This is a genomic window from Spongiibacter sp. UBA1325, from assembly GCF_002306875.1.
In the GTDB taxonomy this organism is placed as follows: Bacteria; Pseudomonadota; Gammaproteobacteria; order Pseudomonadales; family Spongiibacteraceae; genus Spongiibacter; species Spongiibacter marinus.
Genome location: NZ_DBTD01000010.1, coordinates 405,054 through 418,708 on the forward strand (window position 1 = coordinate 405,054; position 13,655 = coordinate 418,708).

The window sequence follows — 13,655 nt, forward strand, 5'->3', positions numbered from 1 at the left end:
TGCTGGGCAATTCAGTCGCTGACCTTGTCATCGAGAAACCTTTCCATCACCACACAGGCCGTCAGGTCACCACTTACATTCACTGCCGTGCGACTCATATCTAAAATGCGATCCACGCCTAAGATCAGTGCCAGCCCCTCGGCCGGTACCCCCATTCCCTGAACGATTGTCGCCAATATCACAATACCGACGCCCGGCGTACTCGGCGAACCGATAGACGCACCCACGGTGGTCACCGACAACAACAGCAACTGGGCAATGCTCAGTTCAATGCCATATACCTGAGTAAGGAAAACCGCCGCTATGACTTGGTAAAGCGCTGTGCCGTCCATGTTCACCGTAGCGCCCAGGGGCACCACAAACTGTGACACCGCCGGTTTTACCCCCAGTGATTCTTCCGCTGTTTTCATCGACAGGGGCATTACCGCTGCCGAACTGGACGTGGAAAACGCCAACAGCTGAACATTGGATATTGACCGCAGGAACGCCAGGGGTGAGCGGCGCGCCAGCACGGTGACAATCAGCAGATAGAAGCCCAGCAATATCACCAAGCCCAACAGCACCGTTGCCACGTAGGTCGCCACGCCAATAATGGCATCGAAACCCACCTGCACACTGATTTGCGCCAGCAAGCCGAATACCGCAATCGGCGCCAATGCCATCGCCCAACTGACGATTTTCATCGACACATCCTGCACCGACACACATAAGTCCAGTAGGGGTTTTGCACGCCGCTCGCTGATCGACACCATCGCCACAGCGATAAAAATAGCCAGTACAACAATCTGGAACATTGATCGCGACAACAGCGCACTGGTCGGGTTAGCGGGGATAATTTCAATCAGTCGGTCTGGCAACGAGGCCACGGCAACGGCAGATTCAGGCGCCACAGCCGTGGCCAGCTCTGCGCCGACATCGATGTACTGACCAGGCTGTAACCACAGCGCCACAAGACAGCCAATGAAAACCGCCACGCTGGTCGTAAGAATAAAATACGGCGCAATGCGCAGGCCTATCTGCTTCAGAAATTTGGGGTCGCCACTACTGGTAATCCCCAAAATAATGGAGGACAGCACCAGTGGCACCACCACCATTTGAATCATGGCGAGGAAAAGCCGCCCCGGCAGGGCCAGCCATGCGGCGAGTAAGCTGGCGGTATCGCTGGCTACCAGCGCGCCACCGCTGGGTGACAGACACAAGCCGAGCGCCACGCCGAGCACCATTGCCAGCAGAATCTGCGCCCACAGTCGCCCCCGCAGCAAGTAGTCGAGCCGCGAAGCCAGGCGGCGCGGGCTGCTGGGTGTTAGTGCCGCAGGGAACAGACTCATGACAACGCTCCGTTGTTACCAGAGGGCGCGCTGACTGGCGGCTCAAGCAAGTAATATGACGCAGGCACAAATACCAAACTGAGCACCGACGACAAGGACAGCCCACCGATAATCACTGCCGCCAGCGGCGTCCACAGCGGCCCGCCAAAAAAGAACAATGGCAACAAGCCCACAACAGTGGTGACCGAGGTTAACAAAATCGGCCGAAAACGCTGCTGCGCCGCCTCGATAATCGCCATTTTCAGGTCGCTGTTCGCCCGCTCGATATCAATCTGATCGATCAGCACGATCGCATTGTTAATGATGATACCGGCCAAACTTATTAAGCCTAGTGTGCCCATAAAAGACAGCGGCTGCCCGCTGGCCATAAGGCCCAGAGGGGCACCGATAATCACCAGTGGCACCGTGGTAAATACGATTGCCGCACGGCGGAAAGAGTTAAACTGAAATACCACCAACAGCACCATTAAGGCAAAAGCCGCGGGCAAACCGGCAGCCAACTTTCCATAGATTTCATGGCTATCGGCAATTTCCCCGGCGATTGACAGGCTGTAGCCCTCGGGCAGGACGATGCTGTCCAAGTCATTTTGCACACGCTCCAGCAGCGCTTCGGCGGTGAAGGCCTCGCTCTTCGCTGTGATCGTAATCATGCGCTGTTGATCTTTTCGGCGCAGCTGTGAAAACTCGAGTTCGGGCCGGATAACCGCGAGCTGCCCCAACGGCACCACGGCTCCGCTGTCAGAGAGTACAGAGATATCGCGCAGATCGTCGATGCTATCGCGGTCCTTCTCGCTGGCACGCAGGACGATGGGCAGAGAACGGTCGTGGTCGTGAAACACAGAGATCGCACTGCCATCAAAGTAGGCGCTGAGTACCCGGCTCAACGACGCCGAGCTAACGCCTAAGCGCCGCGCTTTATTTTGGTCGACATCGATCATCACCTTGACGATTTTTTCGCCCCAGTCGTTTCGGTTGTCCACCATTGCGGGCACCGGGTAAAACACCGCTTCAACATCACGCGCCAATTCCAAAAGCCGGTCGGCGTCTGGGCCGGTCAACTCAAGCTGCAAAACCCCCGATTCCTTGGCCCCCATCGCCAGGCGTTTTACCGTAAAACGCGCTTCCGGAAAGTATTGATGAGCATGGCGGCGAACACGCTCCTGCACCGTCAGCGAACTCTGCATATCATCGGTATTCAGCAAAAAGAAGGCGCTGGTTGGCGAGCGCTCGGCGGGGTTGAGCGTAAGATAAAAACGCGGGCCGCCGTCGGCGATGTAAGCGGTATAGTTGCGCAACTCGGGGTTGGGCTCATCGTCAGCAAGCCAGTCGCCAAACGCCTTGGACAGCCGCAGTGTCTCGTTGATATTGCTACCCATTGGCAGCTCCATATATACCAGCACCTCACCGCGATCAGAGGGCGGAAACAACTGGCTCGGCAAACGAGAGAACAGTAGGGCTCCAGCAACGACAAGAAGTGCAGTAGCCGCCAATACCCAGGGCGCACGCGGCAGGCAGAATGCTAAAAGGCGCCGATAGTAATTCGCCCCCGCCGCGGGTTTATCCACGCGCGAGGTTTTAGGCTGCACGAAGCGCGCCGCAATCAACGGTAGAAAATACATCGCGCTCAGCCACGAGCCAAGCAAACTCAGCGCAACCACGCTGGCCAGTGAATAGGCGTACTCGCCCTCCGGCCCCTCCAGCAAAAAGAACGGCAGAAACGCCGCCGCGGTTGTACCCGAGGCGATCGCCAGTGGAATGGCAAACTGCTTGGCTGCGGCGCGCGCCGCCAGCGTCCGCGCCTGCCCTTGCTCGACCCGGCGCAACACGTCCTCGACGACGACCACGCCATTGTCGACAAGTAAGCCCAGCGAGATAATCACCGCCGCTATCGACACCTGCTCTAGCGCAATCCCCAGTACGCGCATCCCCATCAGCGCAAACAACACCGCAAAGGGGACAATCGCGGCAATAACCACCCCGGTTCTTAGCCCGAGAAAGACCATCACCACCAGCAAGACCACCACAAAGGTCTCGGCGACATTGAGCAAGGCACCGCGCACGGAACGGCGCACCTCATCGGGCTGAAAGCTGACAAAGTCAAAGGCGTAGCCTATCGGCTGCTGTTGCTCAAAGGCGGCAACCTCGTCGCGAATACGCTTACCCACCTCGAGGATATCTTCGCCGCTTTGCATTTCGACAGAGATAGCGATCGCCGGCTTGCCATTGGCGTATACCGGTCGCGTCAATGGGTCGGCAAAGCCTCGCCTCACGTGAACAATGTCGGCCAAACGCACAAAGTTGTCACCAATGCGCGTTTTGCTCAGTAACGTGGCAATATCCTGCTCACTGCGAAAATCGCCGCTGGTTTCCAGCAAAAGGCGTTTACCGCCGGCATTGAGCTGCCCTGAGGGCAGGATGATGTTTTGCTCTCGCAACTCATCTATAACAACAGCCAACTGCATGCCGACGGCAGCGAGACGGTTGGCATCGAACTCCAGCCATATCTTTTCTGCCTGCCGCCCGTAAAAGTTCACTTTGGAAATGCCGGCAATGGTGTACAAACGGCGCTGCAAATCCTCTGCCGTATCGAGCATTTCAGCGTAGTCAAAGCCCTCGGCAGTCATCGCGATCGTCGCAATGCTGACATCGCCGTAGTCGGTGTTCACGAACGGGCCAAGGGTATCCGGCGGCAGCTCGCGGGTGACTTCGCTCATTTTATCGCGCAGCGCCTGCCAAATATCTTCGAGGTCATCGTAGCGGTCGTAGAGCGTCACGCGAAAACTCACCTGGCCGGTAACCAGCAGCGTCTCTATTTCTTCCACCTCGGGGATAAGACGGATTTTGCGTTCGACTGGCTCAGCAATAAGCGTTTCCATTCTTGCTGGCGGCATACCGGGAAACAAAACGGTGACCATGGCGGTGCGAATGGTAATTTCAGGTTCTTCCCGTTTGGCCAGATCGGTGTAGGTCAGGCCACCGCTTAATAACAGTGCGAGCATCACAAATACGGTTAGGCGATTTCGCTCAAGCCCAAGGCGAATCAGCGACATCATAACTGCGGCTCCAGCAGTTTCACTTTCATACCATCGCGCAGATACGACACGCCCGCCGCGGCCACTCGATCACCCGCCGACAAACCTTTGCTGACTATCACTTCGTTACCGCGTACCTCGGATACCGTTACCGGGCGAGCGACAACGGACTGGCTGGCGGCGTCGTAAACATACACCAGCGCTTCGAAGTGCTTGGCGGTCAGTCGACTGGCATTGTCAAATACCAAACAATTCAATGGCAGCAGGAAACCGCGGTAATCGGCGGGCAAGGCGATATCGGCAATCACCTCAGCCGACATACCTACTCGGAGTGTTTGCGGGACAGCGTCCAGCACAGCAACGACCGGAAAGGCTGAGACACTCGCTGCACGGCTGCCCACTTCACTAATTTGCCCCTCGAACTGTACGTCGCCAAGCTCTGCCATTTGCACGGCAACCGCCTGCCCCACCGACATACTGTTAATCACTGACGATGGCACACTGAAGGCCACCTCAAAGGCATTTTCGGAGTACAAGGTCAGCAGTGTCTGTCCAGCCGCTACCGTTGCAAACGCCTTGGCACGCACGTTGGCAACAATGCCGTCAAACGGGGCGCGCAGTGCCGACTTGCGCAAGTTTTCCTCAGCCAAGGCCAGGCCCTGTTCGGCGCGCTCAAGCTGCGCCGCGGCGGTCGCCAGCGCCGCCTCTGCATCGTCGTAACGCGCACGCGGTATCACGCGTTGTTGCCACATGGCCTCGTGGCGAGTGAAATTACTGCGGGCATTCTGATAGCCTGCCTGCGCCTGGGCGAGCGCGGCTTTTGCATCCTGACGGTGCAATGCAATACGCGCTGTATCAAGCTGCAATAGCAACTCTCCACGCGCGACTCGCTGCCCTTCCTGAAGCTCGACCTGCCCCAGCTGACCGCCGATATCAAACGACAACTGCGTTTCATCGTGGGCCGCAAGAACACTGGGAAAGCGCCGCTGAACCATCTTCGCTGAATCCATAACCTGATATACCTTCAATCCCCGCGGCGGCATTTCGCGATTATCGGCAGGTTTCGCACAGCCAATCAGCAGCGCACTTATCACAACAGCAAAGAATAATTTAGGCATGAGTTAATATCTTAATCAGCGCGCTACAGAAGCGCAGGAGAGAATAAACAGCACGGCAAAAAGGCCGCTACAGCACCGTGCCAACGGCGCTGCCAACCGCAGCGGTTAGCAGCATGGCCAGCGCCCCCCAGAAGGTAACGCGCAAGGCCGCAGCACGAATTGGCGCGCCGCCCACATAGGCCGCACTGCCACCGAGCAGGGCCAGGAATAATAAAATTGCCACAGGCATCACGGTGAGCAACAGGGGCGGAGACAGCGCAATCGCCAAACCCAGCGGCAACGCGCCCCCCAAGGCAAAACTGGCTGCAGACGATACCGCCGCGAGCAGTGGTTTCGCCCGATGGTAAGGTGACAAGCCGAGCTCGTCGCGACTGTGCGCAGCCAGGGCATCGTGATCCATCATCTGCGAGGCAACTTGCTCTGCCAGTGCATCATCAAGGCCGCGCTGGATATATATCTGCGCCAACTCTTCATGCTCCTGCACTGGATTTTCCGCCAACTCGCGCCGCTCAATCTCGATGTCGGCGCGTTCTATATCGGCCTGAGAACTCACCGACACATACTCGCCAGCGGCCATCGACATCGCGCCGGAAACCACGCCAGCCAAGCCGGTAAGCAACAGGGTATGACTGCTCGCTCCAGCGGCAGCGACACCCAACAGTAAACTGGCGGTGGAGACTATGCCGTCGTTTGCACCAAGCACCGCCGCGCGCAGCCATGCGATACGGCCCATTCGATGCTGCTCGTAGTGGTGTCGATGCTCCATATCTACCCTTAGCAAAGCGTGCACAAGACTATCGTTAACCAGTCAGAGCGGCGTTGATCTAACGCAAAAGCTCTGTCTCAAATTCTACCGCATTACTCAGCTCGGTTGTTCATAACCACAGCGGCCACAGCGCAATATTTTTCGCGTGGGGAACAGGGGGAAATCAATGCCCAGGAACACGAGAAAGGCCCAGCGACGACCTCGCCGCTCAGATTGCATTTCAGCACAACACACTGGGCACAGCGGCACATCACTGCCCTGTGACGTTTCCAGATCTGCACTTCGATCTTCGCTTAGTAACTCTCGGGCACGTTCTTCGCAGGCGGACGGCACCTGCAAGCGCACGCCCCCCAAGGCATCGGAGTAGAGCCACTGCATATTGATGGTCTGTTCATCGGCGACAAAAGCGGGAATGCCCTCAGCTTCCAGCCGAGCGCGATTTATCTGGGCTTCCCAGGGAAAGGAATAGCGGGCAACTGTGACCAACACAGGCAACACTCCTCAATTTACTGGTTGCATCGCTTCAGAGTGAAACTCAACCGCCGGTATAGGGGAACGACGTTATCGCTAACAGTCTAGCGCGCCTGTGCTGAATGCCAAAATCGGGGGCTTGGCCTGCCCGAGGCAGGCCAGAAAGGTGGGGGGTAATTAATCGTCGAAATTCATGCCCAAACGGCGGCCTACCAGCTCGTAAGACTCTACGACATTACCAAGGTCTTGACGGAAGCGGTCCTTGTCGAGTTTTTCGCGGGTGTCTTTGTCCCAGATACGGCAGCCATCGGGTGAAAACTCATCACCCAGGTAAATCTCACCGTCGCTAAACACGCCGAACTCAAGCTTGTAATCGACCAGTAGCATACCGGCATCCAGGAACAATGCCTTGAGAATATCGTTTACCTGATAGGTCAACTCACGCATCCGCGCCATCTGCTCGTCGGTCGCCCAGCCAAAACTGCGGATATGTGACTCATTGATCATCGGGTCGTGCAGGGCGTCGTCTTTCAAAAACGTTTCAAAGGTCGGTGGCGTCAGTTCCAAGCCTTCCTTAACGCCCAGACGTTTAACGATTGAACCCGCAGCGATATTGCGCACCACGCACTCAATGGGGAACATATCAAGGCGCTTTACTAACGCCTCACTGTCATTGAGAAGACCTTCAAAATGCGTCGGCACGCCCGCCTGCTGCAGCTTTTCCATGATGAACGCATTGAACTTGTTATTGACCATGCCCTTGCGGTCAAGCTGCTCAACCTTCACGCCATCGAACGCCGAGGTGTCATTTCTGAAGGTGAGAATGAAGCGATCCGGATCGTCGGTTTTATATACCGACTTTGCTTTACCCGAATACAATTCCTCGCGTTTTTCCATGGTTTGCCTCTTTCGCTATTATGCGATTTCTAACCAGTCGAAACCGGCTTGTTGATCTGCAGACAGCAATGCTTCGCTGTTCACTAAAATAGGTTCCACCGCTGACCTCGCCAGGTCAGGAGTGTTGTTCTGTTCACTCAGGTGCGCCATCACTACGTGCTGCAAGCGCGCAACATCAACACGGCTTAACAGCTGCGCCGCCTGTATGTTGTTGAGATGCCCCCAATCGCCGCCCACTCGCCGCTTTAGTGATGGCGGATACGGCCCCTGCTGTAGCATCGGCATGTCGTGGTTGCACTCTAACAACAGGGCATCGCACAGCGCGTACTGCTCCTGCACGACGGGCGTAATACTACCCAAGTCCGTGAGTAAGCCGAAGGTCTTTTTTTGGTAACGAAACACAAATTGACAGGGCTCACGGGCGTCGTGCGGCACCGCGACCGGGGAAACATCAATGCCGGCAATGTCCGCTGGCTTGCCAAGGGACAATTGCTGCCAGCGTTTATAGGCTCTCATTTGCTTGTATTCTGCGGTGCCAAAACTGCTGTACACCGGCAGGTCGTACTTTCGCGCCAGGGGCAGCACGCCCTTGATATGATCACTGTGCTCGTGAGTGACTAAGATTGCGCTCAATTCGCTGGGCGAACGCCCGAGACGGGCCATGCGTTTTTCAGTCTCAGCAATGGTGAAGCCGCAATCCACCAGCAGGCAGGCCCCGTCAGACTCGATCAGTGTGGCGTTGCCCTTACTGCCACTACCGAGCGAGGCAAAGCGCATTAGTGCAGGTATCCCATAATCCGATTGAGCAGGATCTCCCGTTCTTCACTGCGCAAACGACGTCCCTTTTGATAATTCAAAATGATGACAGACTGTCCTTCAGCGACTGGCTTCAACTCCACCACGTAACGACTGCGCTTGGCACGATTGGCACCGAAGAAGCCGCTCAGCCAACCGTCGTCTTTGTCTTCGGGGTCGATATAACTGAGCCAGTATTTGTTGACCGCCGGCGCTTCGTCTTCAATTTCAAAACCCGCTTTGTTCAGCGCCAGTCCCAACGCTGCCCACGCCCGATCATAGGGCAGGAAAAGCCGCAGGTAGCGATTGTTACCCTCGCCTTCGATAAAGATCTTTCCTTTGCTCTTGCTGCCGCGTTTGGCAAGGATAGAAACAGCCCCCTGATTTTCACTATCCGCCAAAAACTGCGCGAGTACCCGCGCCAATTGCCGCTCACGCTGAGGGTCGGTGGACTGTGCGGGCCAGGGCTGGCTGGCAATCCCCTGTTGCACCAATAAATGAATTTCGCTGGTCCCTACTTGAACGCCGTGCTCCAAACGCAGGCGAAAACGCTCCTGGGGCGCACCCTGTTCAATGTCGCGCCACTGCGTTTCGAGTATGCCCTGCTCGTTATCGATTGTGGCCAATTGCACGCCCGCGCGATCCAGGAAAACGCGCACTCGCGGCCACACTTGGCCGGGCTCTCCGTCTAACAGAATCCAGTGGTCATCATCCAGGCGCTGAATTTTGACCTCAGCTGTACCGACGTTCTTGGTGAGCTGTTCCGGGCGCGGCGCTTCGAACTCGCCCGGCAGGGGTTGGTGGTCGCGGATACCGGGAACCACATAGAGGTCGTCGAGCGCTTCATCGCTCACCCCGGTGGGCAGAACCAGCGCTTCACTAAGTTGAGCGCGACGATAATCGTGGGAGCGGTCGCGGAACGCACTGCAGGCGCTGACCGCGACAAGGCTCAAAATAATAACGGCATAACGGACGGAGCTAAAACGCATTCGTTTCTTCACTTATTAGTTAGCGCCCTTGTGGGGCGGATTACAGTAGCCCGGCGTGTTCCAAGGCCTCGCGGACCTGAGGCTGAGCCCCCTCGCTTAACGGGGTCAACGGCAGGCGAATGCCCTCTTCCATTTTGCCCATGGCATACAAGGCCCATTTAACAGGAATAGGATTGGATTCAACAAACAGTCGCTCGTGCAATGCCAGCAGTGGCGCATTCGCGGCTTCAGCCGCTGCGCGATCTCCGGCCATCGCGGCGTCACACACCGCCTTCATGGCCGCTGGCGCAACATTCGCGGTAACTGAAATATTGCCTTTACCCCCTTGCAGCATCAGCTCCATAGCGGTGGCATCATCTCCGGACAACACGTCTATTTTGTCGCCCACAGCGTCAATCAGTTCCCGGCCGCGTGCAATATCGCCGGTCGCATCTTTAATGGCAATAATATTCGGGTGATCGGCCAGTCGAACCGTGGTCGCATTTTGCATATCGCAGGCGGTGCGGCCCGGCACGTTGTATAAAATTTGCGGGATATCAACAGCATCGGCGATCGCCATATAGTGACGATACAGCCCTTCCTGAGTGGGCTTATTGTAGTAAGGCGTTACCAACAGGCAGGCATCGGCCCCGACTTCACGCGCCACTTCCGTAAGCTCAATCGCCTCGCTGGTGGAGTTCGCGCCCGTGCCAGCAACCACTTTGACACGTCCGGCAACTTGATCGACACAGGCTTTGATGAACATTTTGTGCTCATCCATACCCAGGGTCGCTGACTCACCGCTGGTCCCCACAGCCACAATGCCATCGGTACCCTGATCAATGTGCCATTCAATCAAGCGAGACAGCGCCTGCCAGTCGATGCTGCCGTCGCTGTGCATTGGGGTAACTAGGGCGACAATGCTGCCGGTAATCATGCCTGAATCTCCAGAATTTTCTGCAAGCCGCCAATGGTACTGGCCAGAGAGGCCCAGCTCAAGGGAGATTTCGCGGCCTCGGCACATTCTCTACCCGCGACAGAAACATTGCCGCAATCGGTCGGTCCAAAGCCGTATAATGCCGACAAGCCATCACTGATTAACAAAGTCAGGAGAACCGACAATGAAAATGCTCATGCCCATTCTGCTGGCGCTTGTCACCACCGTTGCCAGCGCCGCGCAGTGGCGCACCGACCCACTGACACCACTGGACCAGCGCTATATGGAAGAGCGCCGCCAAGAGCTCAACAGTCTGGTGCAAATTTCCATGGGACGTAGCTTTGGCCACGGCCGCGACAGCGACCTCCGTCTGATTCAAGACATTCTCAACCGCAAGCTGGTGAAACCCGATGAAACTGCACAACTGCAGGCAATGGGTATTATTATGGGCGAGCACCTGCGCCGGGAAAATGGCCTGAGGTGGGTAATCTACAGCGATGCCAAAGGTCGCAGCCGCGCGTTAGAGGTGCCCGCGAAAGATGAGTTTTTGTTTCCTGTCACGCAAATTTCCAGTCGCGTACGGGTGGGTGCCGAGGTTGATGTTCAAGCGATCTACCAGCGCTTAGAACAGGAAATTAAGCGCATTAAGAAGAAAATTATCGTCCGCTAAGGGCTGAGCCGGTGCCCGACCACCGGCCTCCTCCACACGGGTAACCAAGCGCTATCTTGGCCCTTTGCCGGCAGTACACTTAGCTCAACGGAACAACATAAATAATAAGGATCAGCCCATGAGCGATACAGTATTACTCGAGCGCCATGACAGCGGCGTTGCCGTTGTCACACTCAACCGCCCCGATGCGATGAATGCGCTCAGCGCCGAGCTGCGCAGCGCCCTATGTAAGCAGATGCAGTGCATCCGAGACGACGATACAGTGCGCGCGGTGGTGCTTACTGGCGCGGGCAACAAGGCCTTCACTGCTGGTCTAGACCTGAAAGAACTCGGCGCCGGAGACGACCTCAGTGCGGCAAACGACCAAGACCCGATTTCCAACCCGGTAACCGCCATTGCCGAATGCGGCAAGCCCGTTATCGGCGCGATTAATGGCGTTGCCATTACTGGCGGTTTCGAGCTCGCCCTGGCCTGCGATATTTTGCTCGCCTCCGAGCAGGCACGCTTTGCCGACACCCACGCGCTGGTGGGCATCATGCCAGGCTGGGGACTGTCGCAGAAATTACCGAGGATTATCGGCCTGTCCCGCGCAAAAGAGATGTCGCTGAGCGGTCGCTTTATCAGCGCTGACACCGCCGCCGAATGGGGCCTTGTGAACCGAGTGTATCCCGAGGACGCGCTGCTTAGCGAAGCGATCGCCCTGGCCGAAGATATTGCCTTTATAGAGCCCGGCATGCTTAGCCGCTATCGCAACTTGATCGACGACGGTGCGAAGCAAACATTGGCATCGGCATTAACGCAGGAGCATCGCGTATCCAGTGAGTGGAACCAGCAGGTGAGTAGCGAGGATGTCGAAGCCCGACGCTTGCAGGTTATGGCCCGCGGCCGCGCCCAACAGCGCTAGCGTGCTTTCCCGCTGCCCTAGCAGATCACTGACCTCAAACGTTTAAGTAAAGCAGCAGCACCGGAATACTGATAAAACTTATCAGCGTTGAGCTAACCACCATGCCCGCCACCGTGGCTGGCTCACGCTGATATTGCACCGCCAGCAGGTAGTTAAACACCGCCGCAGGCATTGCCGACTGTAACAACACAACCTCGCGTACCAGCCCATCGAGTTCCAGCGACCACACTGTAAGAAAACCCGCACTTAAGCCCAGCGCCAAGCGAGCAACGCCGAGAATCACCGCGCGCCCGGCCACAGCAACCCGCAATGAGCCTAAGGAAACACCCAGTGTTATCAGCATTAAGGGAATCGACATGCCACCGAGAATGCTCAGGGTATTGCTTGCCGTCGCTGGCAGCGTCCAATCACAAAACACCAGTAACGCCGCCAGGGCACCTGCGTAAATGATTGGGGAGCGCAGCACCGCGCACAGTGCATTTGAGCCATTTAGCACCGCAACGCCAAGTGAAAAATGGCAAACCATCGTGGCTAAAAATACCCCCAAGGCCAACGCCAGTCCCTGCTGACCAAAGGCGAACAGGCATATCGGCAAGCCCATATTCCCGAAATTACCAAAGGTCAGCGGCACCAGGAAGTTGCGTATGGAAAGCCCCGCAAGGGCGCAAAATGCCGCACCGAGCAGCGCCGTCCAGGCCAGCATTAAAAGACTTGCGGCCAGCACTTCAGACAGCACAGCCGGCGCAATCTCCACGCTGCCGAGCGTTGACACAATCAACGCGGGCGCACCGACCCACATCACCATGCGACGCACAAATTCCTGGTCGAAGGGCTGTTTGCAGCGCCCCCAAACAACGCCCAAGGCGGCGCACAGCAGCACCGGCAACATTATCGGCAGTAAGGGAGATACAACAGAAAGCATGGCGGCCCTAGCAGCAGGTATGGCGGTTCAGTAAAAGTGCTCGGGCCGCATTATGCGCGCTGCCAAGGGTAAATGGCAAAAAGCTAGAAGCCGTCGGGGCGCAGCATGGCATCGTGTCCGCCATCGACAAAAATAATAGCGCCAGTCATGTAGTCGGCACCCGGCCCAAGTAAAAAACTCACCACATCGGCAATTTGCTGAGGCTGACCAATACACCCCAGCGGCACACTGTCACCGAAATCTCGCATTGCCTGACCAAGCTCGGCATCGGCCAGTACCTTTTCGCTAAGAGGCGTTTGCACGATACCCGGCGCAACCGCATTGATGCGAATACCGCGTCGCGCCAACTCGCCACTGCGGCGACGCAGCCAACAGCAGATGGCGTGCTTGGAACCGGCATAGGCGGAATGGGTATCGCGACTATCGGCCAGTTCGCAAGCCGCTTCCTCCTCGCCGTCGAGCAGCAATTCCACGTAATCGTTCAGAGGCACCATCGGCGCGGAGTTCGAGGCAATCATCACCACGCGGCCGCCACGTGCTTCCAGCAAGTCCAGCACGCCTTCGGTCACGGCGACCGCCGCAAAATAATTGATGCGCGCAATCAGCGACGGCGGTTTCACCGATGGCCCGACACCCGCGCAAGGGATAAAACCATCTATACCTTCCGGACAAAGCTGGCGAATACCGTCGATCGCTCTCTGACGGCCATTGTAGTCGCTCAGGTCCGCACAGATATCGGCATCGCGTAAATCCACCGACACAACGCGATGCCCCGCGTCGCAGAGCTGCTCGCGAATCGCTGCCCCGATGCCAGTGGCACCGCCTGTCATTGCATAGACTGCCATGA

Annotated in this window: 13 protein-coding genes; 2 read left to right on the forward strand and 11 right to left on the reverse strand. The window is 57.0% G+C overall.

Translation table 11 applies throughout. The features are described 5' to 3' along the window. Window positions 1-11: 11 nt before the first annotated feature. The 9 genes from B3K78_RS13870 to dapA form a co-directional block, all read right to left on the reverse strand. A complete protein-coding gene (locus B3K78_RS13870) occupies window positions 12-1,328 on the reverse strand; it encodes a dicarboxylate/amino acid:cation symporter (protein ID WP_286695903.1) in 1,317 nt (438 codons plus the stop codon). Beyond that, a complete protein-coding gene (locus tag B3K78_RS13875) occupies window positions 1,325-4,381 on the reverse strand; it encodes an efflux RND transporter permease subunit (protein ID WP_286695904.1) in 3,057 nt (1,018 codons plus the stop codon). The genes B3K78_RS13870 and B3K78_RS13875 overlap by 4 nt, the downstream gene beginning before the upstream one ends. Next, complete coding sequence (locus B3K78_RS13880) at window positions 4,378-5,478, reverse strand: efflux RND transporter periplasmic adaptor subunit (RefSeq protein WP_286695905.1); 1,101 nt, start codon at window positions 5,476-5,478, stop codon at window positions 4,378-4,380. Before B3K78_RS13880 ends, B3K78_RS13875 begins: the two co-directional genes overlap by 4 nt. 67 nt (window positions 5,479-5,545) lie before the next feature. Further along, window positions 5,546-6,244, reverse strand: a complete 699-nt coding sequence (locus B3K78_RS13885; protein WP_204995976.1) for a VIT1/CCC1 transporter family protein — start codon at window positions 6,242-6,244, stop codon at window positions 5,546-5,548. Between the two features lie 96 nt (window positions 6,245-6,340). Continuing rightward, on the reverse strand, window positions 6,341-6,733 hold the full coding sequence (locus B3K78_RS13890) for a putative signal transducing protein (protein ID WP_286695906.1): 393 nt from the start codon (window positions 6,731-6,733) through the stop codon (window positions 6,341-6,343). Window positions 6,734-6,892: 159 nt separating this feature from the next. Further along, window positions 6,893-7,612 (reverse strand): phosphoribosylaminoimidazolesuccinocarboxamide synthase, encoded by a 720-nt coding sequence (purC, locus tag B3K78_RS13895; protein WP_204995978.1) that lies wholly within the window; start codon window positions 7,610-7,612, stop codon window positions 6,893-6,895. An 18-nt stretch (window positions 7,613-7,630) separates the two neighbouring features. After that, window positions 7,631-8,389 (reverse strand): MBL fold metallo-hydrolase, encoded by a 759-nt coding sequence (locus B3K78_RS13900; RefSeq protein WP_286695907.1) that lies wholly within the window; start codon window positions 8,387-8,389, stop codon window positions 7,631-7,633. Continuing rightward, window positions 8,389-9,396, reverse strand: coding sequence for an NlpB/DapX family lipoprotein (gene bamC, locus B3K78_RS13905; protein ID WP_286695908.1), 1,008 nt, complete (start codon window positions 9,394-9,396; stop codon window positions 8,389-8,391). Before bamC ends, B3K78_RS13900 begins: the two co-directional genes overlap by 1 nt. A 40-nt stretch (window positions 9,397-9,436) precedes the next feature. Then, window positions 9,437-10,312 carry a 4-hydroxy-tetrahydrodipicolinate synthase gene (dapA, locus tag B3K78_RS13910; protein ID WP_027873567.1) on the reverse strand — a complete coding sequence of 292 codons (876 nt, stop codon included), beginning with the start codon at window positions 10,310-10,312 and terminating at the stop codon, window positions 9,437-9,439. A 184-nt stretch (window positions 10,313-10,496) separates the two neighbouring features. Here dapA and B3K78_RS13915 point away from each other — a divergent pair, with 184 nt between their 5' ends. After that, entirely contained in the window at window positions 10,497-10,982 is a 486-nt protein-coding gene (locus B3K78_RS13915; protein WP_286695909.1) for a DUF3806 domain-containing protein, read from the forward strand. Window positions 10,983-11,100: 118 nt separating this feature from the next. Further along, window positions 11,101-11,886 (forward strand): enoyl-CoA hydratase, encoded by a 786-nt coding sequence (locus B3K78_RS13920; RefSeq protein ID WP_286695910.1) that lies wholly within the window; start codon window positions 11,101-11,103, stop codon window positions 11,884-11,886. A 34-nt stretch (window positions 11,887-11,920) separates the two neighbouring features. Here the strand turns inward: B3K78_RS13920 and B3K78_RS13925 are convergent, their stop codons facing one another. Beyond that, window positions 11,921-12,808 (reverse strand): AEC family transporter, encoded by an 888-nt coding sequence (locus tag B3K78_RS13925; RefSeq protein WP_286695911.1) that lies wholly within the window; start codon window positions 12,806-12,808, stop codon window positions 11,921-11,923. Window positions 12,809-12,891: 83 nt separating this feature from the next. Beyond that, complete coding sequence (locus B3K78_RS13930) at window positions 12,892-13,653, reverse strand: SDR family oxidoreductase (protein WP_286695912.1); 762 nt, start codon at window positions 13,651-13,653, stop codon at window positions 12,892-12,894. Window positions 13,654-13,655: the final 2 nt, after the last annotated feature.